This window comes from Kitasatospora sp. HUAS MG31, assembly GCF_040571325.1.
Classification (GTDB): domain Bacteria; phylum Actinomycetota; class Actinomycetes; order Streptomycetales; family Streptomycetaceae; genus Kitasatospora; species Kitasatospora camelliae.
In genome coordinates, this window is the sequence record NZ_CP159872.1 from 6,235,093 (window position 1) to 6,258,704 (window position 23,612).

The 23,612-nt window shown below is 73.9% G+C and carries 19 protein-coding genes and 2 pseudogenes; 13 read left to right on the forward strand and 8 right to left on the reverse strand.

What is annotated here, in order from left to right; genetic code table 11:
* Window positions 1-171: 171 nt before the first annotated feature.
* Window positions 172-1,056 carry a chaplin gene (locus ABWK59_RS27790; RefSeq protein WP_354643377.1) on the forward strand — a complete coding sequence of 295 codons (885 nt, stop codon included), beginning with the start codon at window positions 172-174 and terminating at the stop codon, window positions 1,054-1,056.
* Between the two features lie 215 nt (window positions 1,057-1,271).
* Here the strand turns inward: ABWK59_RS27790 and ABWK59_RS27795 are convergent, their stop codons facing one another.
* Complete coding sequence (locus ABWK59_RS27795) at window positions 1,272-1,469, reverse strand: DUF5703 family protein (RefSeq protein ID WP_354645126.1); 198 nt, start codon at window positions 1,467-1,469, stop codon at window positions 1,272-1,274.
* A gap of 512 nt (window positions 1,470-1,981) precedes the next feature.
* Between ABWK59_RS27795 and ABWK59_RS27800 the strand changes: the two genes are divergently transcribed.
* Window positions 1,982-2,593: a hypothetical protein gene (locus ABWK59_RS27800; protein ID WP_354643378.1), complete on the forward strand. Its 612-nt coding sequence runs from the start codon at window positions 1,982-1,984 to the stop codon at window positions 2,591-2,593.
* Window positions 2,594-2,708: 115 nt separating this feature from the next.
* Here the strand turns inward: ABWK59_RS27800 and ABWK59_RS27805 are convergent, their stop codons facing one another.
* Both ABWK59_RS27805 and ABWK59_RS27810 read right to left on the reverse strand, forming a co-directional pair.
* Window positions 2,709-4,742, reverse strand: a complete 2,034-nt coding sequence (locus ABWK59_RS27805; RefSeq protein WP_354643379.1) for a helix-hairpin-helix domain-containing protein — start codon at window positions 4,740-4,742, stop codon at window positions 2,709-2,711.
* Window positions 4,743-4,772: 30 nt separating this feature from the next.
* Window positions 4,773-5,753, reverse strand: a complete 981-nt coding sequence (locus ABWK59_RS27810) for an aldo/keto reductase (RefSeq protein WP_354643380.1) — start codon at window positions 5,751-5,753, stop codon at window positions 4,773-4,775.
* Window positions 5,754-5,959: 206 nt separating this feature from the next.
* On the opposite strand from ABWK59_RS27810, the gene ABWK59_RS27815 reads away from it, so the two are divergent.
* Complete coding sequence (locus ABWK59_RS27815) at window positions 5,960-7,006, forward strand: LLM class F420-dependent oxidoreductase (RefSeq protein WP_354643381.1); 1,047 nt, start codon at window positions 5,960-5,962, stop codon at window positions 7,004-7,006.
* A gap of 58 nt (window positions 7,007-7,064) precedes the next feature.
* Here ABWK59_RS27815 and corA read toward each other — a convergent pair whose 3' ends face one another.
* Window positions 7,065-8,042 carry a magnesium/cobalt transporter CorA gene (corA, locus tag ABWK59_RS27820; protein ID WP_354643382.1) on the reverse strand — a complete coding sequence of 326 codons (978 nt, stop codon included), beginning with the start codon at window positions 8,040-8,042 and terminating at the stop codon, window positions 7,065-7,067.
* Window positions 8,043-8,149: 107 nt separating this feature from the next.
* Here corA and ABWK59_RS27825 point away from each other — a divergent pair, with 107 nt between their 5' ends.
* The 4 genes from ABWK59_RS27825 (at window position 8,150) to mshC (ending at window position 11,652) form a co-directional block, all read left to right on the forward strand.
* Window positions 8,150-8,839, forward strand: a complete 690-nt coding sequence (locus ABWK59_RS27825; protein WP_354643383.1) for a histidine phosphatase family protein — start codon at window positions 8,150-8,152, stop codon at window positions 8,837-8,839.
* 79 nt (window positions 8,840-8,918) lie between these two features.
* Window positions 8,919-9,491: a DUF3090 domain-containing protein gene (locus tag ABWK59_RS27830; protein WP_354643384.1), complete on the forward strand. Its 573-nt coding sequence runs from the start codon at window positions 8,919-8,921 to the stop codon at window positions 9,489-9,491.
* Complete coding sequence (locus ABWK59_RS27835; RefSeq protein ID WP_420492862.1) at window positions 9,461-10,333, forward strand: SCO1664 family protein; 873 nt, start codon at window positions 9,461-9,463, stop codon at window positions 10,331-10,333. Before ABWK59_RS27830 ends, ABWK59_RS27835 begins: the two co-directional genes overlap by 31 nt.
* 89 nt (window positions 10,334-10,422) lie before the next feature.
* Window positions 10,423-11,652, forward strand: a complete 1,230-nt coding sequence (gene mshC, locus ABWK59_RS27840; protein ID WP_354643385.1) for a cysteine--1-D-myo-inosityl 2-amino-2-deoxy-alpha-D-glucopyranoside ligase — start codon at window positions 10,423-10,425, stop codon at window positions 11,650-11,652.
* A gap of 54 nt (window positions 11,653-11,706) precedes the next feature.
* On the opposite strand, the gene ABWK59_RS27845 is transcribed toward mshC, so the two are convergent.
* Complete coding sequence (locus tag ABWK59_RS27845) at window positions 11,707-12,720, reverse strand: PAC2 family protein (protein ID WP_354643386.1); 1,014 nt, start codon at window positions 12,718-12,720, stop codon at window positions 11,707-11,709.
* Between the two features lie 275 nt (window positions 12,721-12,995).
* On the opposite strand from ABWK59_RS27845, the gene ABWK59_RS27850 reads away from it, so the two are divergent.
* Entirely contained in the window at window positions 12,996-13,358 is a 363-nt protein-coding gene (locus ABWK59_RS27850; RefSeq protein WP_354643387.1) for a DUF1304 domain-containing protein, read from the forward strand.
* Between the two features lie 17 nt (window positions 13,359-13,375).
* The gene (locus tag ABWK59_RS27855; RefSeq protein WP_354643388.1) at window positions 13,376-13,936 is read left to right on the forward strand and encodes a TetR/AcrR family transcriptional regulator; all 561 of its coding nucleotides are present in this window, start codon (window positions 13,376-13,378) and stop codon (window positions 13,934-13,936) included.
* A 191-nt stretch (window positions 13,937-14,127) separates the two neighbouring features.
* Here ABWK59_RS27855 and ABWK59_RS27860 read toward each other — a convergent pair whose 3' ends face one another.
* The 3 genes from ABWK59_RS27860 to ABWK59_RS27870 are packed head-to-tail and all read right to left on the reverse strand — an operon-like array spanning window position 14,128 to window position 16,650.
* Complete coding sequence (locus tag ABWK59_RS27860) at window positions 14,128-15,267, reverse strand: PQQ-dependent sugar dehydrogenase (protein WP_354643389.1); 1,140 nt, start codon at window positions 15,265-15,267, stop codon at window positions 14,128-14,130.
* A 32-nt stretch (window positions 15,268-15,299) separates the two neighbouring features.
* Window positions 15,300-15,557: a hypothetical protein gene (locus ABWK59_RS27865; protein WP_354643390.1), complete on the reverse strand. Its 258-nt coding sequence runs from the start codon at window positions 15,555-15,557 to the stop codon at window positions 15,300-15,302.
* Between the two features lie 37 nt (window positions 15,558-15,594).
* Complete coding sequence (locus tag ABWK59_RS27870) at window positions 15,595-16,650, reverse strand: hypothetical protein (RefSeq protein ID WP_354643391.1); 1,056 nt, start codon at window positions 16,648-16,650, stop codon at window positions 15,595-15,597.
* Between the two features lie 144 nt (window positions 16,651-16,794).
* Between ABWK59_RS27870 and metH the strand changes: the two genes are divergently transcribed.
* The 4 genes and pseudogenes from metH to ABWK59_RS27890 all read left to right on the forward strand — a co-directional run bounded on the left by metH (window position 16,795) and on the right by ABWK59_RS27890 (window position 23,562).
* Window positions 16,795-20,307, forward strand: a complete 3,513-nt coding sequence (gene metH / locus ABWK59_RS27875) for a methionine synthase (protein ID WP_354643392.1) — start codon at window positions 16,795-16,797, stop codon at window positions 20,305-20,307.
* A gap of 117 nt (window positions 20,308-20,424) precedes the next feature.
* A pseudogene (locus tag ABWK59_RS27880) lies at window positions 20,425-20,829 on the forward strand (HAD family hydrolase); the annotation flags it as partial.
* A 490-nt stretch (window positions 20,830-21,319) separates the two neighbouring features.
* Window positions 21,320-21,613, forward strand: a pseudogene (locus ABWK59_RS27885) (HAD family hydrolase); the annotation flags it as partial.
* 341 nt (window positions 21,614-21,954) lie between these two features.
* Complete coding sequence (locus ABWK59_RS27890) at window positions 21,955-23,562, forward strand: ABC transporter substrate-binding protein (RefSeq protein ID WP_354643393.1); 1,608 nt, start codon at window positions 21,955-21,957, stop codon at window positions 23,560-23,562.
* Window positions 23,563-23,612: the final 50 nt, after the last annotated feature.

The window sequence follows — 23,612 nt, forward strand, 5'->3', positions numbered from 1 at the left end:
CGCGGTTTCCGGAATCCCCTGGACGGGGGACTTTCAGGGTTTTGGGCCCCCATCATCCGATCGGATGAACGCGGCCCGTCCGGCTCAACCTTTAAGCCGCTCCCTCGTTGTCCGGGGTACCGGCGAATGCTTCGTCGTGAATACCGAAAATCATCAAAGTCAGGGGAGTCAATGCGACAGGTTGCAAGGATGGGCCTGCTCACCGCCGTCGCCACCGGAAGCGTGCTGGCCTCGACTGCGGGTTACGCGTACGCGGCTGGCAGTGAGGCTCAGGGTGGTGCGGCGAATTCGCCGGGCTTCGGCTCGGGTAACGCGGTCCAGGCCCCCGTCGACATCCCCATGAACGCCTGCGGTGACACCGTCAACGTGATCGGTCTGTTCAACCCGGCGTATGGCGGCGACTGCGCCGACGACGAGCAGGGCGGCGCCCACGGAAGCGGCTCGGGCGGCTCCGGCCACTCGGCGCCCGGCTCCTCGGCGTCCGGCTCCTCGGCCTCGGGTGCCACCTCGGGCTCCCCGGGCGCGGCCTCCGGCAACAGCGTGCAGGCCCCGATCAGCATGCCGGTGGACGCCTGCGGCAACTCGGTCAACGCGGCGGGCGTCGGCAACCCCGCCTTCGGCGCCGAGTGTGGCGACCACACGCTGCCCGCGCCGCACACCCACACCCCGTCGTGCGACGAGGAGTGCGAGGAGCCCACCACACCGCCCTGCGACGAGGAGTGCGACGAGCCCACCACCCCGCCGACCGACGAGGAGTGCGACGAGCCCACCACCCCGCCGACCGACGAGGAGTGCGACGAGCCCACCACCCCCACCACTCCCACGACGCCGACCACCCCCACCACGCCGACCACGCCGACCACCCCCGAGACACCGGGCACGGGCCGTAGCGGTGGTCCGACCGTGGAGCGGGCCGCGCTGGTCGAGCAGCCGGCCCAGGTCGACCACCTGGCCCACACCGGCATCGGCGGCCTGGAGCTGCTCGCGCCGACCGGCGCCCTGCTGCTGCTCGGCGGCGGCGTGCTCTACCGGCGCTCGCGGGCCGGAGCGCGCTGACGCGCGGAGGGTCGGTGCCGGCGCGCCCGTGAGGTCCGATCGGCGCGCCGTCCGTCGGCACGCTGGTCGTCGGGAGGAGGGCGGCACGGTCGAGAGCCGGACGCGCCCGCGGTCGTCGGTAACGGCTGCAGGCACCCGGCCCCTACGGGCTGAGCGGCACCCGGCCGGGGGCTACGCGGGCCCACCGGCCGGGTGCTCCGCCGGTCACCGGACCGCTACCAGGTGCTGCGCACCTGGCGGATGATCCGGCGGCGGAGCAGGACCGTCCGACTGCCGTCCGGGAAGAGTCGGAGCCTGTCCAGCTCCCAGTGGCCATACTCGGCGTGCTCGGTGAGCAGCTGCCGGGCCGCGTTGCGGGTGGTGCCGCGCGGAAGGCTCAGTGACTGGTACTCGTACTCCGGCTGCCGGACCACCTTGGTTGATGCCAAGAACATCTCCTCCTGCCGTGCGGGTGACTGCCAGCCTACGACCTGGCGCGGACGATCCGACCGGGTCGTCCACGGCCCGGACGCCGCCCTCCCCGCGGGAGCCTGCCGCCGTCCGGCCTGACCGTCAATCAGTTATCCCTGCTGCTGGACGGATACCCACCCTGGGGGCGGGGATGCCTCCGCGGGCGGGTCGAGGCTGGTGGGGCGGGCTCGCGGCGGGCTCGCAGCGGGCCTGCGACCGGCTCGCGACCGGGCTCGCGGTCGGCCTGCGACCGGCTCACCGAGGCGTCGACGCCGCCGCGGCGCCGGCGGTGGGCGTCCCGCCCTCTCCCCGGTCCGGGCCCTGCCGACCGTAGGATTCCGGCCGTCCTGGTCCGCGATCCGGTCGCGTACAGAAGCACGCGCATCGGACATCGGGGCGGAACTTACCCGCAATTAACGGCTGTAGGTGACAACCGCTGTGCGGATCGTCGTCGGGTGGGGATAGCGTCTGCTGCATGTCTGATGCCGCGCAGCTCACCATCACCGAGGTTCGCGCCGCCGCCGAGGCGGTCAAGGCGGCCATCGACCGCCACCTGCAGGCGGTCTCCAGTACCGTCGAGGCGGGCGGGCCCGCCGTGGTCAACGCCTACGAGGAGCTCGCCGCGGCGGCCATCGCCTACGACCAGATCCTGTACGAGGTCTACGACGAGGTCACGCCCTTCGAGGTGCCGGGCGACGAGACCGGCGGGGCCTACCGGGGGCCCGAGAACCCGGAGGCGATCAGCGTGCTGATCCGCCGCGACTACCTGATCAGCGACCCGGGGCGGCTGCGCGAGCAGGCGGAGCGGGTGGACGAGTCACTGACGCCGGGAGGCGGCGGCGGTGCCGGGGTGACCGCCGCGATCGGCGTGCTCTTCGGCGAGTACGAGCCGGACGAGATCGCCGCGCGCTCGGAGGAGTTCGGCCTGGAGGAGGGGGACTCGACGCTGTGGGTGTCGGCCTCCGAGCCCAGTGACCCGGGCGACTGGCTGCCGGAGCCGTTCGACGGCGCCGACCCGGAGCTGCTGATCTGCCGGTTCGACGTCAGCGAGGTCTACGACGACGACGTGGACTCGTACGAGGGCTGAGGGCATCGCCCGGGTCACCACGGGGGCGCGGGGAGCCGCGCGCGGTCGGAGGGCTCGGTGAGCCTCCCGGGACCGCGCGGCTCCCCGCGCCCCCGTGTGTGCCGGTTGCGCGGAGTTACCCGAAGGGCTGCTCGCCGTGCTCGGCGAGGATGGCCCGGAGGCGGGTGGTGCGGGGCTGGGCGGGCCGCTCGGCGACCGCCCGGGGCAGGGCCTGACCGGCCGCGTGGACCACGGACAGGTGGCGCTCGGCCCGCCCGAAGGCGGTGTACACCCACTGCCGGGTGAGGCCCGCCGCGGCGTCCTCCGGCAGCACCACGACCGCGCCGGGCCAGCGGCGGCCGACCGCCTGATGGGCCGTCAGCGCCCAGCCGTGCCGGAGCCTGGCGGTCTGCGCGGGGGAGAGGGTGATCCGCTCGCCGTCGGCGAGCTCCAGGTGCAGGCCGGCCGGGTCGCCGTCCAGCACCCGGCCGGGGCGGTTGACGCCGAGCGCCGGGGAGTACACCACGCGGTCACCCGGGTCGAAGCCGCCGAACCGGCCGGGACCGGGGTTGAGCCGGGCCTTGGCGGCCGCGTTGAGCGCCCGGGTGCCGGCGCCGCCGCCGTGGCCCGGGGTGAGCAGCACCACCTGCTCGGCGGGGATGCCGAGGGCCCGCGGGATGGAGTCGGAGAGCAGCTGCACGGCCCGGTGCACGGCCTCGCCGGCGTCCTTGGCGGTGAGGATCACCACCTCCTTGTCCGGGGCGTCCACGGCCGGGAGCTCGCCGATGCCCACGGCGGAGACCAGCTCGCCGATCGGGCCGAAGTCCGGCGTCCGGGAGGCCACCTGCGGGCAGAACTTGGACGCGGTGAGGTCGGCGAAGAACCGGCCGGGCCCGGCCGACCAGAGCTGGCCGGGATCGCCGCTGAGGACCAGGCGGGTGCCGTCGGCCAGCGCCTCCAGCAGGGTGGCGGCGCCCTCCACGTCCAGCAGCGGGGCGTCCGGGACGACCAGCAGGTCGACGCTGAGGGTGCCGTCCGCGGCGCGGGCCGGGCCCGGGGTGCCGGGGCCGCCGGTGAGGACCTCCGCCAGGGTCGCCACCCGGCCGGCGGCGGGGGAGCCCTCCGGCAGCAGGGCGACCAGGGCGTCACGGCCCTGGTCGGTCCAGGTGGCGGCCCAGGCGCGCAGGCCCAGCCCGGTGGCGGCGTGCAGCAGGGCGGCCAGCTCGGCGCGGGACGCCTCGCCGCCGGTGTGGGTGACCAGGGCGGCGTCGGCCACGGCGCGGATCAGCGCGGCTGCGGAGGAGGAGGGCGCCGCGGCGGCGGCCGCCTCCCAGGCGGCGGGCCCTTGCCGGGCGGGTACCGGCTCGGCCTCCGGGGCCTCGGGAGTTCCGTCGGCCTCGGTCTGTTCCTCCTCCGCGCCGGACGCGCCGGGCTCGCCGGATTCGTCGGCGGTGTCAGGGACTTCAGGGGCGTCGGCGGGCTCGGTGTCCTCGCCCTCGACCAGGGTGGAGCTGATCCGGACCAGGCCGTCGGCCAGGCTCTCCTCGGCCAGGGCGAGCCGCTCCAGGGCCAGCACCGTCCGGGTCGGCGGCTCCTCCTCCTCGTCGTCCTTGGCGCCGGGGCGGCCCGGGAGCTCCTCCTGGAAGGCCATCACCCGGCCGTCCACCACCACCGCCTGCAGCGCGGCGCCGGCGTCCGGCAGACCGAGCCGCTCCAGGCCGGCCGCGACCTCGCCGATCTCCTGCGCCGAGTGGCCGCGCAGCGCGGCCTGCTCCAGCAGCCAGGGCACCAGAGCCTGCGCGCGGCGCGGATCGCCCGGGCCGGCCTCGGCGCCGAGCAGTCCGCGGGCGAAGCCGTCCGCCTGCTCGGGGCGGACGCCCGGCAGCGCCAGGACCGCCCACGGGTCCTCCCGGAGGGCGTCGGCGGCGCTCTCGCCCAGCTCGGCCACGGCGGCCGGGGCGAGTTCGGCGGGAGCCCCGCCGGCGGTCAGCACCTCGGTGGCGGCCTTCAGCGCGGCGGCCCGCTGCTCGTCGGCGGGCTGGGCGGGGACGGCCGCGGCGGCGTCCTCGCCCTGGCCGGGGGCGGCCTGGCCGACCGCCCGGATGGCGTCCGCCAGCGCCGCCACGGCGCCCGCGCGCCGGTCGGGGGCCGTGCTGTCCGCTTCGGTCATCTGGTCAAGCTCCTTCTGACGGCCGGGCGCCTACAGCTCCGTCCAGCCCTGGTCCGGGTAGTGGTGCACCGGCGCCGAGACGTCGTCCAGTGCACCCCTGATCTCACCGGGTAGCGTAAGCGCCTCCACCGACAGCGCCGTCTGCAGCTGGGCGGCCGTCCTGGCGCCGACCAGCGCGGACGCCACGCCGGGCCGGTCCCGGACCCAGGCCAGCGCCACCTTCAGCGGGCTGGTGGCGAGTCCGTCGGCGGCGGTGGCGAGGGCGTCGACGATCCGCCGGGAGCGCTCGCCCAGGTACGGCTGCACGAACCCGGCGAGGTAGGGGGAGGCGCCGCGGGACTCCGGCGGGACGCCGTGCCGGTACTTGCCGGTGAGCACGCCGCGGCCGAGCGGCGAGGAGGCGATCAGCCCGATCCCGGCGTCCCGGGCGGCCGGCAGCACCTCGCGCTCCAGGCCGCGCTGGAGCAGCGAGTACTCCAGCTGCGCACTGGCCAGCGGCACCCGGCCGGGCAGGCCGAGCTGCCAGGTCGCCGCCTTGGCCAGCTGCCAGCCGCTGAAGTTGGACACCCCCGCGTACCGGGCACGGCCGGAGGAGACCGCCAGGTCCAGGGCGTGCAGGGTCTCCTCGGTGGGGGTGGCCAGGTCGTACCCGTGGACCTGCCACAGGTCCACGTGGTCGGTGCCCAGGCGGTGCAGCGAGGCGTCCAGGGCGGAGAGCAGGTGCCCGCGGGAGTTGTCGAAGCGGCGGCCGACCGCCTGCACGCTGCCCGCCTTGGTGGCGATGACCAGTTCGGCGCGGGGGACCAGGCTGTCCATCAGCCGGGAGAGCAGGTACTCGGAGCCGCCGTCGGAGTAGACGTCGGCGGTGTCCACCAGGGTGCCGCCCGCGTCGAGGAAGGCCTTGAGCTGCTCGGCCGCGTCGTGCTCGTCGGTGTCCCGTCCCCAGGTCATGGTGCCGAGACCGATCCGGGAGACCCGCAGCCCGGTCCGGCCGAGATGACGCTGTTCCATCGGGCTGGCCCCTCCGTCGGCTGAACGCGCAGGTGGGGAGAGTCACCCCCCACGTCGGCAGAGCGTAGCGGCCCGTGCGCGTACAGCTGGGTGCGACCCGCAGGGCAGTCCCGGAGGTCGTGGCGGACCGATTTCTACCGACCAGTAGCATCGCGCCGGGGGCGCCGTTAGGCTCGCGTCACCACCCGACTGGAAGGCGCAGGCCCATGCGACTCGGCATCAACCTCGGCTACTGGGGACTCGGCATGGACGCCGACAACATCGCGGTCGCCCAGGAGGCCGACCGGCTCGGCTACGCGGTCTGCTGGGCCGCCGAGGCGTACGGCTCCGACGCCGCCACCGTGCTCTCGTACGTCGCCGCCAAGACCGAGCGGATCGACGTCGGCTCGGCGATCTTCCAGATCCCGGCCCGCACCCCGGCGATGACGGCGATGACCGCCGCCACCCTGGACACCCTCTCCGGCGGCCGCTTCCGGCTCGGCCTCGGCGTCTCCGGCCCGCAGGTCTCCGAGGGCTGGTACGGCGTCAAGTTCGACAAGCCGCTGGCCCGCACCCGCGAGTACGTGGAGATCATCCGCAAGGCGATGTCCCGGGAGCGGCTGGTCCACGAGGGCGCCCACTGGACGCTGCCGCTGCCCGGTGGCCCCGGCAAGCCGATCAAGCTCACCGTGCACCCGGTGCGCGAGCACATCCCGCTGTACATCGCGGCGATCGGCCCCAAGAACCTGGAGCAGACCGGCGAGATCGCCGACGGCTGGCTCGGCATCTTCTTCTCGCCCGAGCACGCCGCGCTCTCCCTCGACCCGCTGAAGGCCGGCCGCGCCAAGGCCGGACAGACCCTCGACGGCTTCGACCTCTGCCCGACCGTGGCCATCTCGGTCGGCGAGGACGTCAAGGCCGCGGCCGACGGGCAGCGGGCGTACGCGGCGCTGTACATCGGCGGCATGGGCAGCAGGGACAAGAACTTCTACAACCAGCTCGCCCGGCGGATGGGGTACGAGCAGGCGGCCGACGAGATCCAGGAGAAGTACCTCGCCAAGGACTACGCGGGGGCGGCGGCGGCAGTGCCGCACGACCTGATCGACTCCACGGCGCTGCTGGGGAACACCGAGCGGATCGCCGACCGGATGCAGGCGTACGCCGACGCCGGGGTCACCACGCTGACGCTGGCGCCGGCCGGGTTCACCCTGGAGGAGCGGATCACGGCGCTGCGGACGGGTGTGGAGGCGCTGGAGCGCGCCGGGTTGGCGTAGTCGGCCATCGGACGGGGCGCGTGGGGGTCCTCCACGCGTCCCTGTCGGGGCCCGTTGTTCAGAGCCAGCCGGCGCGTTTGAAGGCGCGGTGGAGGAGGGTGCAGACCAGCGCCATCAGGCCGAGGGCCACCGGGTACCCCCAGGGCTGGCGCAGTTCGGGCATGTGCTCGAAGTTCATGCCGTAGATGCCGGCGATCATCGTGGGCACCGCCGCCAGCGCCGCCCACGCCGAGATCTTCCGCATGTCGTTGTTCTGCTGCACGGTGACCTGCGCCAGGTTGGCGCCCAGGATGTCGGAGAGCAGCCGGTCCAGCCCCTCCACCAGCTCGGTGACCTTGGTGAGGTGGTCGCCGACGTCCCGCAGGTACGGCCGCAGGTCCTCCGGCACGAACAGCACGCCGTCCGACACCAGCCGGGCGATCGGCTCCTCCAGCGGGCCGGCCGCGCGGCGGAAGACCACCAGCTGCCGCTTGAAGGCGTAGATCTGCTCGGCGACGCCGTGCGCCCGCCCGGGGGCGAACACCTGGGCCTCCAGCTCGTCCAGGTCGGTCTGGAGCTCGGCCGCCACGTCCAGGTAGCTGTCCACCACCAGGTCGCAGACCGCGTACAGCACCGACGCGGGCCCCTTGCGCAGCAGCTCGGGCTGCTTCTCCAGGCCGGCCCTCAGCTGTGCCAGCGGGCTCTCCGCGCCGTGCCGGACGGTCAGCACGTACCCGTGGCCCAGGAAGATCATCACCTCGCCGGTGCTCACCGCGTGCCCGTCCGGGTGGTACCCCATGGTCTTGAGCACCATGAACAGCGAGTCCTCGTACGCCTCCAGCTTGGGACGCTGGTGCGCGGTGACCGCGTCCTCGACCGCCAGCGGGTGCAGCCCGAACTCCGAGATGACGAAATCGAACTCCTCGGTCGTCGGCTCGTAGAGGCCGATCCAGAGGAACCCGTCCCCGGTCCGGCGCACCTCGTCCAGGGCCTCCGAGACGTCCGCCGGACCCTCGGTGCGGAAGCCGTCCCGGTAGATGGCGCAGTCCACGATCATGCGGTCATTCTCCCGCGTGGCGGGCGCCGCGGCCCGGTTCTCCGCCGAACCCGTACCGGTCCGGCACCCGGTGCCACCGGCCGGGCGCAGGCCGTACGCTAGGCCCCATGCCCACCCTGCTGCTCGTGCGCCACGGCCGTTCCACCGCCAACTCCGAAGGCGTCCTGGCCGGGTGGACCCCCGGGGTGGAGCTGGACGGGACCGGCCGGGCCCAGGCGGCCGAGCTGCCCGCGCGGCTGGCCGGGATCCCGATCGCCCAGGTGGTCAGCAGCCCGCTGGAGCGCTGCCGGCAGACCGTGGAACCGCTGCTCGCCGCCCGCCCCGAGCTCGCCCCGCCCGCGCTGGACGAGCGGATCGGCGAGTGCCACTACGGCGAGTGGACCGGGCGCCGGCTCGTCGAGCTCGCCGAGGAGCCGCTGTGGCGGACGGTCCAGGACCACGCCTCGGCCGCGGCCTTCCCCGGCGGGGAGTCGCTGCGCGAGCTGAGCCACCGGACCGTCACCGCCGTCCGCGAGTGGAACGACAAGGTCGCCGTCGAGCACGGCCCGGACGCCGTCTGGCTCGCCGCCACCCACGGCGACGTGGTGAAGGCCGTGGTCGCCGACGCCCTCGGCCTGCACCTGGACCACTTCCAGCGGATCTCGGTCGAGCCCTGCTCGGTCACCGCCATCCGCTACACCCCGCAGCGGCCGTTCGTGCTGAGGATGGGGGACACCGGCAGCCTCGCCGCGCTGGCACCCCGGCCGCGCGCGGCCTCCGGGGACGCCGTCGTCGGGGGCGAGACCGGCACCCCGTGACCCCCGGCCGTGCGGCCCACGCCGTAGGGTGGCCCAAGGAAGGCAAGCCGAACGACCCCCTGATTTCCGGAGCCAGCGAGTGACCCGTCAGGTCTTCTTCTACGACCAGCCCGAGCGCTTCGTGGCCGGCACCGTCGGCCAGCCCGGCTCCCGGGCCTTCTACCTCCAGGCCAGCTCCCGCGGCCGGGTCACCTCCGTCCTGCTGGAGAAGGCACAGGTCGCCGCGCTCGCCGAGCGGGTCGAGGAGGTGCTGGACGAGGCGCTGCGGCGCAGCGCCGGCCGGACCTCCATCCCGGCCGTGGCGCCCACCGAGATGGTGGACAGCGCGCCGCTGGACCTCCCGCTGGAGCAGGAGTTCCGGGTCGGCACCATGGCCCTGGCCTGGGACAGCACCGACGAGTGCCTGGTGGTCGAGGCCCAGGCGCTGGTGGAGGACGCCGAGCAGACCGAGGAGGAAGAGGAGGCCAGCCTCTTCGACGACGAGAACGGCCCGGACATGCTGCGGGTCCGCCTCTCCGGCGCGATGGCCCGGGTGTTCGCCAAGCGCGCCCTGGACCTGGTCGCCGCGGGCCGCAAGCCCTGCCCGTTCTGCAACCTCCCGCTCGACCCCGAGGGGCACCTGTGCCCGCGCGCGAACGGGTACCGGCGCTGAACACCGACGCCGTCCCCGGCACCGACCCGGCCACCAGCGCCGCCCTGGCCGCCGACCCGGCGACCGCGCTGGCCCTGCTGGCGGAGGGCCGGATCGAGGTCCACGGCCGGCTCACCGACGCCTCCAACGCCGTCCTCTACTGCACCGCCGCGCTGGACGGGCTGACCGCCCCCTGCGTCTACAAGCCGGTCGCCGGGGAACGCCCGCTCTGGGACTTCCCCGACGGCACCCTGGCAGGCCGCGAGGTCGCCGCGTACGAGCTGGCCGCCGCCACCGGCTGGGCGCTGGTCCCGCCCACCGTGCTCCGCGACGGCCCGCACGGACCGGGCATGCTCCAGCTCTGGGTCGAACCCGACGAGGACGCGCCCGAGCTGCTCGCCCTCCAGGACCCGGCCGGACCGGAGGAGGGCTGGCTGCCGATCGTCCGCGCCGAGGTGGCCGAGGGCCGCACCGCCCTGCTGGTCCACCGGGACGACGAGCGGCTGCGCCGGCTGGCCGTGCTGGACGCCGTCCTCAACAACGCCGACCGCAAGGGCGGCCACTGGATCCCCGCCGCCGACGGCCGGATCTACGGCATCGACCACGGGGTGACCTTCAACACCGAGGGCAAGCTGCGCACCCTGCTCTGGGGCTGGGCCGAGCAGCCGCTGACGGCCGAGGCCCTGCACGTCCTCGCCCGGCTCGCCGCCGACCTCGACGGCCCGCTCGCCGAGCGGCTGCGCCCCCATCTGACCCCCGCGGAGCTCGACGCCACCCGCGCCCGGACGGCCCTGCTGCGCCGTACCGGACGGCATCCGCTGCCGTCGCCTGACTGGCCATCTATTCCCTGGCCGCCGGTCTGATACCGATCCGAAACCGACCGCGAACGGAATCAGGCCGATCCTGTCGGTTGGTTGGTCTTACAAATGATCGCAAGGTTAGAGTCGGTGCCATGCATGCCTGGCCCGCCTCCGAGATTCCCGCTCTGCCCGGTCAGGGGCTTCCCCTGCGCATCCACGACACCGCCACGAGCAGTGTCCGAGAAGTCGTACCCGCCGGGCCGACCGCCCGCCTGTACGTCTGCGGCATCACCCCCTACGACGCGACCCACCTGGGCCACGCTGCCACCTACAACACCTTCGACCTGGTGCAGCGGGTCTGGAAGGACGCCGGCCACGACGTCCTCTACGTCCAGAACGTCACCGACGTCGACGACCCGCTGCTGCAGCGCGCCGTCGAGACCGGCCAGGACTGGACCGCCCTCGCCGAGCGCGAGACCGCCCTCTTCCGGGAGGACATGACCGCCCTGCGGATGCTCCCGCCGGCCCACTACATCGGCGCGGTGGAGTCGATCCCGTGGATCGTCCCGCTGGTCAAGAAGCTGCTGGCCAGCGGCGCCGCCTACGAGCTGGACGGCGACGTCTACTTCTCCGTCGAGGCCGACCCCCGGTTCGGCGCCGTCTCCGGGCTCACCCGCGAGGAGATGCTCCCGGTCTTCGCCGAGCGCGGCGGCGACCCGCAGCGCCCCGGCAAGAAGCACCCGCTGGACGCCCTGCTCTGGCTCTCCGCCCGGCCCGGCGAGCCCGCCTGGGACACCGAGCTCGGCCACGGCCGGCCCGGCTGGCACATCGAGTGCGTGGCCATCGCGCTCCAGTACCTCGGGATGTCCTTCGACATCCAGGGCGGCGGCAGCGACCTCTCCTTCCCGCACCACGAGATGGGCGCCGCCCACGCCCAGGTCGCCACCGGGCAGCACCCCTACGCCCAGGCGTACGTGCACGGCGGGATGGTCGGCCTGGACGGGCACAAGATGTCCAAGTCGCGCGGCAACCTGGTGTTCGTCTCGGCCCTGCGGCGCGAGGGCGTGGACCCGGCCGCGATCCGGCTGGCCCTGCTCGCCCACCACTACCGCAGCGACTGGGAGTGGACCAAGGACGACCTGGACCGCGCCCTGGAGCGGCTGGCCCGCTGGCGCGCCGCGGTGTCCCGGCCGGACGGGCCGGCGGCGGAGGGGATGCTCGCCGAGGTCCGCGCCGCGCTGGCCGACGACCTGAACGCCCCGGAGGCACTCGCCGCGGTCGACCGCTGGGTCGAGCGGCAGGAGCAGACCGGCGGCGAGGACATCGGCGCGCCCGGGCTGGTGTCGCGGACGGTGGACGCGCTCATGGGCGTGGCCCTCTGACGGAAACAGCCGAGGGGCGCGGGGGAGATCCCCGCGCCCCTCGTGGTCTGCCGGCTACTCGTCGTCCGGCTTCTCGTCGTCCGGCTTCTCGTCGTCCGGCTTCTCGTCGTTCGCGTCGTTCGCGTCGTTCTCGTCGGTCTCGGTGTCCGTGTCGGTATCCGCGTCCGCGTCCTTGGGACGCTCCGCGGTGGCGTGGCCGGTCGGGGGCTTCTCGCCGGTGGGGCCGAGGTTCTCCCGGCGCCGCAGGTAGCGCTCGAACTCGCGGGCGATCGCGTCGCCGGAGGCCTCCGGGAGCTCCGCAGTGTCCTGCGCCTCCTCCAACTGCTGGACGTACTCGGCGACCTCGCTGTCCTCGGAGGCCAGCTGGTCCACGCCGAGCTGCCAGGCACGGGAGTCCTCGGTGAGCTCGCCCGGCGGGATCCGCAGGTCGAGCAGGTCCTCCAGCTTGTTGATCAGCGCCAGGGTGGCCTTGGGGTTCGGCGGCTGGGCCACGTAGTGCGGCACGGCCGCCCAGAGGGTCACGGCCGGCACGCCCGCGTGGGCGCACGCCTCCTGGAGCACGCCGACGATGCCGGTCGGGCCCTCGTACTTGCTCTCCTCCAGGTCCAGGGTGCGGGCCAGCGCCGCGTCCGAGGTGACCCCGCTGACCGGGACCGGCCGGCTGTGCGGAGTGTCGCCGAGCAGCGCACCGAGGATCACCACCAGCTCCACGCCCAGCTCGTGGGCGAAGCCCAGCAGCTCGTTGCAGTACGAGCGCCAGCGCATGCTCGGCTCGATGCCGCGGACCAGCACCAGGTCCCGGGTCTTGGGCTCGTTCACCCGGACCACCGACAGCCGGGTGGTCGGCCAGGTGATGCGGCGGACGCCGCCGTCGAGCCAGATGGTCGGGCGGTTGACCTGGAAGTCGTAGTAGTCCTCGGCGTCCAGGGCGGCGAACACCTTGCCGCCCCAGGTCTCGTCCAGATGACCGACCGCAGCCGAGGCGGCGTCCCCGGCGTCGTTCCAGCCCTCGAAGGCGCAGATCATCACCGGGTCGATCAACTCGGGAACATCTTCCAGCTCGATCACCCAGCGTCTCCCTCCTCGCGTGGAACGCCCCCGCCCCACGGTCCCTACCTGCCCAGCCTACGGGCATTGATGCGTCGGCCGAGGCGCTGCCGGAGCCCGCGGACCGAAGGGGAGAGCCTATCGAAGCCATGGCGTCGCGGCCGGTGGTTATCCGCTCGGCGGACCCGGCGAGCCGTCCCGCGGAACGCGGCCATCGCCGCCGCGTTCCGTCGAGATGGACATGTGTCTATGATTGATGGACAAGTGTCTGTGAAGTTGTGGAGAGGGTGACCGTGATGGGGATGCTGGCGGATGTTCTGGTGGGGCTGGTGGCCGCGCTGCACGGGTACTTCCTGGTGCTGGAGATGTTCCTGTGGCAGCGCGGTCCGGGCCGCGGACTCTCCGGCTTCGACGCCGACCTGGCCCGGGCCACCGCGCCCCTCGCCGCCAACCAGGGCCTCTACAACGGCTTCCTGGCCGCCGGACTGGTGTGGGGCCTGATCGCGGACGACCCGACCGGCTTCGCGGCCGAGGTGTTCTTCCTGTCCTGCGTGGTGATCGCCGGACTGTACGGCGCCGCCACCGCCAACCGCCGGATCCTGCTCGCCCAGGCCCTGCCCGGCGCGCTGGCGCTGGCGGCCGTCCTGGCCGCGCGGTGAACGGGCCGGAGGGCGCGGTGAGGGGCGGGGATCCGCGCGCGGAGCGGACCCGGGCGCGGCTGCGGGAGGCGTTGCTCGCCGAGTGCGCGGAGCGGCCGCTGGCCGAGGTCAGCGTGGCCGCGGTGGTCCGGCGGGCCGGGGTCGGGCGAGCAACCTTCTACCTGCACTACGAGGACCTCCAGGCGCTGGCGGTGGACGCCTGCGCGGAGATCGTCCGCGAGGCGGTGGACGCGCTGCACGCCTGGCGGGGGGTGCCCGATCCGGCATCGCCGCCACCCGCGCTCGCCGGGTTCCTCACCGCGGCGGGGGAGCACGCGGGGCTCTACCGCTCGCTGTTGGCGGTCGGCGGGGGCGGGCCGCTGGGGGACCTGCTCCACCGCGAACTGCGGGAGCGCAGCCGCACCGAACGGGAACTGGCCGGCGCCCCGCACGCCGACCTGGTCGCCTCCGCCGTCGCCGCCTCCTTCACCGGCCTCCTCGCCGACTGGCTCCACGGCCTCGTCCCCGGCACCCCCGACCTCTTCGCCGCCCACATCTGGCGCCTCCTCATCTCCCTCCACCGGACCCCACTCCCGTGAACCGGCGCACTCGGGTGCGCACGTCAGGGGCGCGGGGAACTGCCCGCAGCGGAAGGTTCGCGCCGTACGACGCCAGCGGACGAGCACCTGCCACATCCGTCCGCGTCCGACCACAAGCCCGTACTCTCCCAGCCTCGCGCAGTTCCCCGCGCCCCTGTGGTGGTCGGCCGTTTGCGTTCGGGGCCGGGGGCTCAGTGGAGGGTGATGCGGAGGATGTGGTCGTCGCCGGGGCGGGGGGTGCCGCGGCCGTCGGTGTTGCTGGTGGTGAGGAGGAGGGTGCCGTCGGGTTCGGCGAGGACGGTGCGGAGGCGGCCGTAGGTGGTCCGGAGGTACGGGGTGGGGGCGGAGGCGGCCCGTTCGCCGTCGAGCGGGACCTGCCAGAGCCGGGTGCCCCGGAGGGCGGCGAGCCAGATGGACCCGTCGGCGTAGGCGATGCCGCTGGGCGAGGCGTCGGCGGGGCTCCACTGGGCGACGGGGTCGGAGCACCCGCCCCGTCCGGCGCGGCCCTCCACCACCGGCCAGCCGTAGTTGGCGCCGGGCTTGATCAGGTTGAGCTCGTCCCAGGTGTTCTGGCCGAACTCGGAGGCCCACAGGTGCCCGGCGGGGTCCCAGGCGAGTCCCTGGACGTTGCGGTGGCCGAGGGAGTAGACCGGCGAGCCGGGGAACGGGTTGCCGGGGGCGGGGGCGCCGTCCGGGGTGATCCGGAGGATCTTGCCGCCGAGGGCGGTGCGGTCCTGGGCCTGGGCGCTGCGGCCGGCGTCGCCGGTGCCCACGTACAGCAGGCCGTCCGGGCCGAAGGCGATTCGCCCGCCGTCGTGGAAGCCGGCCTTGGGGATGCCGGAGAGCACCACGGTCGGCGGTCCGAGCTGCTCGCCGGCGGGGCGGGTCGGGTCCCAGTCGAACCGCAGGACGCGGTTGTCCTCGGCGGCGGTCTGGTACGCGAAGAGGCGGCCGTCGGGGGAGAGGGCCAGGCCGAGCAGGCCGCCCTCGCCGCCGGCGGTGGTACCGGGGACGGTGCCGACCTCGGTGCCGCCGCCGCCCCCGGCGCCGCCCGCGGCGGCGACCCGCAGGACGCGGCCGGTGTCGCGACTGCCGACCAGCAGGTCGCCGTCGGGCAGCCGGACCAGGCCCCAGGGGGTGTCCAGCCCCTCCGCCACCGTGCCGGCCACCCGGACCCCGGCGGTGCCGGAGCCGGGCGAGCCGGCGGGAGCGGAGGACGCGGAGGATCCGGAGGTGTCAGCGGTGCCGGAGGTGCACCCCGCGGCCAGCAGCAGCGCCGCGAGCAGGGCGGCGGCAGCCGTACCGCGGCCAGGGGGGCGTGGACGGGTCACCCCTCCAGCACACCACGGCGCGGGGTGCCGGGTCAGCCGACCCGGACGTCGTCCACGGCCCAGTACCAGTTGTTCTTGGCGTCCCGCATCCGGAGGGTGACCCCGACCGACTGGGTGCCGGCGGGGACGGCCACGGTCAGGCTCTCGATCCGGTTCTGGGCGTCGGCCGCGTAGGTCCGCACCACGGTGTCCGGGCCTCCGTCGAAGGAGACCGCGACGTCTCCGCGCTGCGCCCCCTCCTGGAGGGAGTGGGAGGCGTACCCGACGGTCACCGAGGTCCGGCCGGCCACCGGGTATTGGCCGGGGTTGACGTGATCCGGCGGCAGGTCAGCACCACCCGCGCCGGTACGCCTCCCAGTGCTCCGGGGTGGCGGTGAAGTCCACGTACAGCGCGAGGCCGAAGGCGGGCCGGCGGTCCTCGCCGAGGCCGAGCCGGGCGCCGCGGACGGCGGCGGCCACGGTCTCCGCCGAGCCGCGGTGGCCGAAGTCGTCGTCCCAGTACGCGGGCAGCCCCATCAGCAGATCGGTCCCGGGCGGGGTGGCCGCCAGCGCCAGCTCGGTCTGCTGGGCGACGTACCCGCCGTACAGCGACTCCAGGGGCATCGCGGTGTCGTAGGACATCACCGCGATCTGGTCCACCCGGCGGGCGGTCTCGGCGAAGTACGACCGGGACCACCACTTGCCGTGGTCGGCGACCGCCAGGCCCACCCGGTGCAGTCCGGGCACCGGGTCGATCTGCGGCGCGGCCACCGACAGCTGCGCGCCCCGGGCGGCGGTCACCGGGCGGACCCGGTCGAGCAGCGTCAGCCATCCGGCCGAACCGGAGCGGACCGGTTCCACGTCGAGGTGGACGCCGTCGAATCCGAGGTCCAGTACCTGCCCCGCGGAGGCGGTGATCCGGTCCCGGACCTCGGCCTGGTCCAGGTGCAGGCCCCAGTCCTTCTCGGGGGCGACCACGTCGCCCAGCCAGGCCTGGACCCTCAGGCCCGGCAGGGTCCGGTGGACCTCGGCGACGAACCGGGCGGCCTGCGGGGACTGCGAGCCGTCCAGCGAGCCGTCGTGCTCCAGCGGGCCGGTGTGCACGTACAGGTCGCGGATGCCGGTGCCGCGGATCCGCTCGCCCAGCGCCGCGAGGTCGGCGTCGGTCTTCCGCCCGTCCACCCAGGCGTGCCCGAGCCAGACCGCGTCCCGGCCGCGGGTGCGCGCGGTGTCGGCCGGGTCGCCCAGATAGTGGATACCCAGCGCGGCCGCCGCACCGGCCACCGGGAGCAGCAGCAGCGCCGCCACCACGAGCACCGACACGGCGGCGCGCCGCCGCCGTGACCAGCTCCGCCATCGGACCGCGACCCCTGACCGGCCCTGCGGGCCCCTGTTCCAGCGCATCTCCACCACTCCTTCCGGTGGAACGGGACGCCCAGGATGCGGAACGGGTTCCGTCCCCGGCAGGTCCGCCGGATACGCTGACCGCGTGCGTCCCCGGCAGGAGGGACGCAAAGCCGACAGCCGTCGCATCCAGGGAGTAGCCCCATGGCCACCACCGTCCCCCCGTCCGCATCCGCCGTGACACCGCAGCAGGACCGCGCGAACGCGCTGCGCGAGGCCCTCGCCACCCGCGTCGTGGTGGCCGACGGCGCGATGGGCACGATGCTGCAGGCCCAGGACCCGACCCTGGACGACTTCCAGCAGCTCGAAGGCTGCAACGAGATCCTCAACGTGACCCGCCCGGACATCGTCCGCTCGGTGCACGAGGCGTACTTCGCGGTCGGCGTGGACTGCGTGGAGACCAACACCTTCGGCGCCAACCACGCGGCGCTCGGCGAGTACGACATCCCCGAGCGGGTGTACGAGCTCTCCGAGGCCGGTGCCCGGATCGCCCGCGAGGCGGCCGACGCGCACCGGGACGGCCGGACCCGCTGGGTGCTCGGCTCGATCGGCCCGGGCACCAAGCTGCCCACCCTCGGCCACACCACCTTCGAGGTGGTCCGCGAGGGCTTCCGGCAGAACGCGGCCGGCCTGATCGCCGGCGGGGCGGACGCGCTGCTGGTGGAGACCAGCCAGGACCTGCTGCAGACCAAGGCGGCGATCCTCGGCTGCAAGCTGGCCCTCGCCGAGGCCGGCCTGGACCTGCCGATCCTGGCCCAGGTGACGGTGGAGACCACCGGCACCATGCTGCTCGGCTCGGAGATCGGCGCGGCGCTGACCGCCCTGGAGCCGCTGGGCATCGACTACATCGGCATGAACTGCGCCACCGGCCCGGCCGAGATGAGCGAGCACCTGCGCTACCTGGCCAAGAACGCCCGGATCGGCCTGTCCTGCATGCCGAACGCGGGCCTGCCGGTGCTCGGCAAGGACGGCGCGCACTACCCGCTCAGCCCCGAGGAGCTGGCGGACGCCCACGACACCTTCACCCGCGAGTACGGCCTGGCGCTGGTCGGCGGCTGCTGCGGCACCACCCCCGAGCACCTGCGCGCCGTGGTGGAGCGGGTGCAGGGCCGCCCGGTGACCGTCCGCGACCCGCGGCCCGAGTCGGCCGCGGCCTCGCTCTACCAGTCGGTGCCGTTCCGTCAGGACACCTCGTACCTGGCGATCGGCGAGCGCACCAACGCCAACGGCTCCAAGAAGTTCCGCGAGTCGATGCTGGCCGGCGACTGGCAGGCCTGCGTGGAGATCGCCCGGGAGCAGATCCGCGAGGGCGCCCACCTGCTCGACCTCTGCGTGGACTACGTCGGCCGCGACGGCGTGCAGGACATGCGGGAGATCGCCGGCCGGCTGGCCACCGCCTCCACCCTGCCGATCGTGCTGGACTCCACCGAGCCGGACGTGCTGCGCACCGGCCTGGAGGCGCTCGGCGGCCGCGCGGTGCTCAACTCCGTCAACTACGAGGACGGCGACGGCCCGGACACCCGGTTCGGCCGGATCGCCGGGCTGGCCCGGGAGCACGGCGCCGGCCTGATCGCGCTGACCATCGACGAGGAGGGCCAGGCCCGGACCGCCGAGAAGAAGGTCGCGATCGCCGAGCGGCTGATCGACCAGCTGACCGGCGAGTACGGCATCGACGAGGGCTCGATCCTGGTCGACTGCCTGGCCTTCACCCTGGGCACCGGTCAGGAGGAGTCCCGCCGGGACGGCATCGAGACCATCGAGGCGATCCGCGAGCTGAAGCGCCGCCACCCCGCCGTCCAGACCACCCTCGGCCTGTCCAACATCTCCTTCGGCCTCAGCCCCGCCGCCCGCGTGGTGATCAACTCGGTCTTCCTCAACGAGTGCGTCGAGGCCGGCCTGGACTCGGCGATCGTGCACGCCGCCAAGATCCTCCCGGTGGCCCGGATCCCCGAGGAGCAGCGCGAGGTCGCCCTCGACCTGGTCTACGACCGGCGGCGCGACGGCTACGACCCGCTGCAGAAGCTGCTGCAGCTCTTCGAGGGCGTCAGCGCCGCCTCGGTCAAGGCCTCCAAGGCCGAGGAGCTGGCCGCCCTCCCGCTGGAGCAGCGGCTGCAGCGCCGGATCATCGACGGCGAGCGGAACGGCCTGGAGGCCGACCTGGACGAGGCGCTGACCGTCCGTCCGGCGCTGGAGATCATCAACGAGACCCTGCTGTCCGGCATGAAGGTGGTCGGCGAGCTGTTCGGCTCCGGCCAGATGCAGCTGCCGTTCGTGCTCCAGTCCGCCGAGGTGATGAAGTCCGCGGTGGCCCACCTGGAGCCGCACATGGAGAAGTCCGACGCCGAGGGCAAGGGCACCATCGTGCTGGCCACGGTGAAGGGCGACGTCCACGACATCGGCAAGAACCTGGTGGACATCATCCTGTCCAACAACGGCTACAACGTGGTCAACCTGGGCATCAAGCAGCCGGTCTCGGCGATCCTGGACGCCGCGCAGGAGCACCGGGCCGACGTCATCGGGATGTCCGGTCTGCTGGTGAAGTCCACGGTGATCATGAAGGAGAACCTGGAGGAGCTCAACCAGCGCGGCCTGGCCGCCGACTTCCCGGTGATCCTCGGCGGCGCCGCGCTCACCCGCGCCTACGTCGAGCAGGACCTGCACGAGATCTACCAGGGCGAGGTCCGCTACGCCCGGGACGCCTTCGAGGGCCTGCGGCTGATGGACGCGCTGATCGCGGTCAAGCGCGGCGTCCCCGGCGCGTCCCTGCCCGAGCTGCGCCAGCGCCGGCACGCCCGGGTCGAGGTGGAGGAGGTCGAGGAGGTCAACCTCGGCCAGATCCGCTCGGACGTGGTGGTGGACAACCGGGTGCCCGCCCCGCCGTTCTGGGGCGACCGGATCGTCAAGGGCATCCCGTTCGCCGATTACGCCTCCTGGCTGGACGAGGACGCGCTGTTCAAGGGCCAGTGGGGCCTGAAGGCCGCGCGCACCGGCGGCCCCTCGTACGAGGAGCTGGTGGAGACCGAGGGCCGGCCGCGGCTGCGGATGTGGCTGGACCGGCTGCAGACCGAGGGCTGGCTGGAGCCGGCGGTGATCTACGGCTACTTCCCGGCCAACTCCAAGGGCGACGACCTGATCGTCTACAACGAGGACGGCTCCGAGCGGACCCGGTTCACCTTCCCGCGGCAGCGGCGCGGGAAGCGGCTGTGCCTGGCCGACTTCTTCCGCCCCGAGGAGAGCGGCGAGCGGGACGTGGTCGCCCTGCAGGTGGTGACCATGGGCAACCGGGTCTCCGAGGCGGCCAACGAGCTGTTCGCCACCAACTCCTACCGCGACTACCTGGAGCTGCACGGCCTGTCGGTGCAGCTGGCCGAGGCGCTGGCCGAGTTCTGGCACGCCCGGGTCCGCTTCGAGCTGGGCTTCGGCGACGAGGACCCGCAGGACGTGCGGGACATGTTCGCGCTGAAGTACCGCGGCGCCCGGTTCTCGCTGGGCTACGGCGCCTGTCCGGAGCTGGAGGACCGCGCCAAGATCGCCGAGCTGCTGAAGCCGGAGCGGATCGGCGTGGTGCTGTCGGAGGAGTTCCAGCTGCACCCGGAGCAGTCCACCGACGCCATCGTCATCCACCACCCGGAGGCGAAGTACTTCAACGCGCGGTAACACGGCCGCTGCGCTTCGTTCGTCGCAAAACCGTGCACCGGGCGTATCCTTGATGATCCTGAACGGGCCGGTCCGCTCATAAGCGGGCCGGCCTGTGCCATCCCCGGAAGGATCACCATGACGACCGTCTCGACCTCCACCCGTGTCGGCGGCTCCGGCGGGAGCGGCCTGCAGGCCGTGCTGCTGGACATGGACGGCACGCTGGTCGACACCGAGGACTCCTGGTGGCAGGCGGAGTTCTCGCTCTTCGCCGAACTGGGCTACGAGCTCGACCAGGCCGACCGCGCCCGGGTGGTGGGCGGACCGATGTCGCGGGTGATCGACTACCTGCTGGCCAGGACGGGCGTCGGTCTGACCCCGGAGGAGCTGACCGTCCTGATCAACCAGAGGTTCGTGGACCTGCTGGCCGGCGGGGTCCCGCTGATGCCCGGCGCCGAGCGGCTGCTGAACACCCTGGCCGCGCACGACGTGCCCGCGGCCCTGGTCTCCGCCTCGCACCGGCACATCATCGACATCGTCCTGGGGGGGGGGGGGGGGGGGGGGGGGGGGGGGGGGGGGGGGGGGGGGGGGGGGGGGGGGGGGGGGGGGGGGGGGGGGGGGGGGGGGGGGGGGGGGGGGGGGGGGGGGGGGGGGGGGGGGGGGGGGGGGGGGGGGGGGGGGGGGGGGGGGGGGGGGGGGGGGGGGGGGGGCCCCCCCCCCCCCCCCCCCCCCCCCCCCCCCCCCCCCCCCCCCCCCCCCCCCCCCCCCCCCCCCCCCCCCCCCCCCCCCCCCCCCCCCCCCCCCCCCCCCCCCCCCCCCCCCCCCCCCCCCCCCCCCCCCCCCCCCCCCCCCCCCCCCCCCCCCCCCCCCCCCCCCCCCCCCCCCCCCCCCCCCCCCCCCCCCCCCCCCCCCCCCCCCCCCCCCCCCCCCCCCCCCCCCCCCCCCCCCCCCCCCCCCCCCCCCCCCCCCCCCCCCCCCCCCCCCCCCCCCCCCCCCCCCCCCCCCCCCCCCCCCCCCCGGGGGGGGGGGGGAGAGCCTGGGCGCCCACCGCTTCGCCTTCACCGTGGCCGGGGACGAGGTGCCCCGGACCAAGCCGCACCCCGACCCGTACCTGGCCGCGGTGGCCCGGCTGGGCGCCGAGCCCGGCCGCTGCGTGGTGGTCGAGGACGCCCCGACCGGGGTGCTGGCCGCCGAGGCCGCGGGCTGTCCGGTGATCGCGGTGCCCTCGGTGGCCCCGATCGAGGCCGCCCCCGGACGGACGGTGATCGCCTCGCTGGAGCACCTCGACCTCGACCTGCTGCGGGCCGTGGTCACGGCCCGGGTGTGAGATTCGTCTCAGTTCCATGATTCCCCCGCCTGCGTACTGCGGCGTCATGACGACGGACGGTGTTCCCCGTCGGGGAGAAATCGGGCATTGACTGACAACTCGTTTGATCATCCCATTCAGCGAGCCGGAAAATGCCCGTCGTGTGTACGAGTGCCCGATATTCGTACGCGGTCGATGTGGCAGGCTACGTCCGATCAGTCGCCCGAACGGCCCGAATCCGCGCCACGCGCCCGGTGGACGCGCCGCCCCGCCCCAGGGACGACCGCCCTACCCCGGTGGACGGTCCGAGGGCTGTCCGGCGCCCCACACGCAGCCGGCCGCACGCAGAAGGAACACACCGCATGACTTCGCCCAACCGTCTGGCCGTGCTCAGCTGCGCGGCGCTGGTCGCCTCCACCGCCGCCGGCTGCGCCTCGGCCTCGAAGGTCGTCTCCGGTGGTGACTCGAACAGTGCGATCACCATGGGCACCACCAGTGTGACCAGCGTGCTCGACCCGGCCGGCGCCTACGACGCGGGCTCCTGGCTGGTGATCAACAACGCCTTCCAGTCGCTGCTGCGCTTCTCGGCCGGTGCCACCCTCCCGCAGCCGGACGCCGCGCAGTCCTGCGAGTTCACCGGTGCCGACACGATGACCTACAAGTGCACCCTGCGCGGCGGTCTGAAGTTCTCCAACGGCCACGCGCTGACCTCCTCCGACGTGGTCTTCTCGATCCAGCGCATGCTGAAGATCAACGACCCGAGCGGCCCGGCCTCGCTGCTCTCCACCATCAAGTCGGTGGAGAACCCCAGCGACGTCGAGGTGGTCTTCCACCTCAACGCCCCGGACGCGGTGCTCCCGGCGAAGCTGGCCTCGGCCGCCGGCTCGATCGTGGACGAGGAGGCCTTCCCGGCCGACAAGCTCCAGGACAACGGCAAGCTGATCGGCTCCGGCCCGTACAAGATCGACTCGATCGACCCGCTGGGCGGCGACAGCAAGGGCCCGGGCAAGATCAGCCTCTCCGCGAACAGCCAGTTCAAGAGCGACGACGTCAAGCTCCAGAACAACAAGTTCGTGGTGCGGTACTTCAACAAGCCCGAGGACCTCAAGACCGCCCTGGACAAGGGCGAGGTCGACCTCGCGGACAACAGCCTGGAGCCCACCGCGGCCGCCCAGATCAAGTCCGACCAGCTGGCCGGCAAGGGCGACCTCAAGGTGGCCCAGGGCGACACCGGCCAGACCCGCTACCTGGTCTTCAACACCAAGGACGCGGTGACCGGCAACCCGGCCGTCCGCCAGGCCGTCGCCCAGCTGCTGGACCGCAAGACCCTCACCCGCGACGTGTACGCCGGCACCGTGCAGCCGCTGTACTCGGTCGTCCCGGCCGGCATCACCGGCCACAACACCGCCTTCTTCGACAAGTACGGCGACCCGGACGTCGCCAAGGCGAAGAAGATCCTCAACAACGCGCACGTCTCCACCCCGGTCAAGATGACCCTCACCTGGTCCCGCGGCCAGGCCGGCCCGGCCGAGATGGAGCTGTTCAAGAAGCAGCTGGAGGCCAGCGGCCTGTTCCAGATCACCGTGGAGCAGCAGGCCGACTGGAAGAAGTTCCAGGAGGGCTGGAAGGCCGGGACCTACCAGGCGTACACCGTCGGTTGGACCCCCGACTACGCCGACCCGGAGAACTACGTCACCCCGCTGGTCGTCGAGGGCGGCGCCTTCAAGAACGGCTGGGACGACCCGAAGATCAGCCAGAAGCTGGTCCCGGACAGCATCAAGCTCACCGACCGCACCGCCGGCGGCGCCTACGGCCAGATCCAGAACCTGGTCGCGGACGGCGTCCCGCTGCTGCCGCTGATCCAGAACAAGTCGTTCTACGTGTCGCACAACACCATCACCGGTGTCGACTCGACCGTGGACACCACCGGCGTCTTCCGCTTCTGGGAGATCGGCCGCGCCAAGAAGTGACCCGATGCCGAAGGGGCCCGTCCGACCGGACGGGCCCCTTCGGCGTTCCC

Excerpts from the sequence above, each read along its gene's own strand:
- ABWK59_RS27790 (WP_354643377.1), top strand. The coding sequence starts at position 172 with ATGCGACAGGTTGCAAGGATGGGCCTGCTCACCGCCGTCGCCACCGGA.
- ABWK59_RS27815 (WP_354643381.1), top strand. The coding sequence starts at position 5,960 with ATGCGACTCGGCATCAACCTCGGCTACTGGGGACTCGGCATGGACGCC.
- ABWK59_RS27825 (WP_354643383.1), top strand. The coding sequence starts at position 8,150 with ATGCCCACCCTGCTGCTCGTGCGCCACGGCCGTTCCACCGCCAACTCC.
- mshC (WP_354643385.1), top strand. The coding sequence starts at position 10,423 with ATGCATGCCTGGCCCGCCTCCGAGATTCCCGCTCTGCCCGGTCAGGGG.
- ABWK59_RS27805 (WP_354643379.1), bottom strand. The coding sequence starts at position 4,742 with ATGACCGAAGCGGACAGCACGGCCCCCGACCGGCGCGCGGGCGCCGTG.
- ABWK59_RS27800 (WP_354643378.1), top strand. The coding sequence starts at position 1,982 with ATGTCTGATGCCGCGCAGCTCACCATCACCGAGGTTCGCGCCGCCGCC.
- ABWK59_RS27850 (WP_354643387.1), top strand. The coding sequence starts at position 12,996 with ATGGGGATGCTGGCGGATGTTCTGGTGGGGCTGGTGGCCGCGCTGCAC.
- ABWK59_RS27810 (WP_354643380.1), bottom strand. The coding sequence starts at position 5,753 with ATGGAACAGCGTCATCTCGGCCGGACCGGGCTGCGGGTCTCCCGGATC.
- metH (WP_354643392.1), top strand. The coding sequence starts at position 16,795 with ATGGCCACCACCGTCCCCCCGTCCGCATCCGCCGTGACACCGCAGCAG.
- ABWK59_RS27870 (WP_354643391.1), bottom strand. The coding sequence starts at position 16,650 with ATGCGCTGGAACAGGGGCCCGCAGGGCCGGTCAGGGGTCGCGGTCCGA.
- corA (WP_354643382.1), bottom strand. The coding sequence starts at position 8,042 with ATGATCGTGGACTGCGCCATCTACCGGGACGGCTTCCGCACCGAGGGT.
- ABWK59_RS27890 (WP_354643393.1), top strand. The coding sequence starts at position 21,955 with ATGACTTCGCCCAACCGTCTGGCCGTGCTCAGCTGCGCGGCGCTGGTC.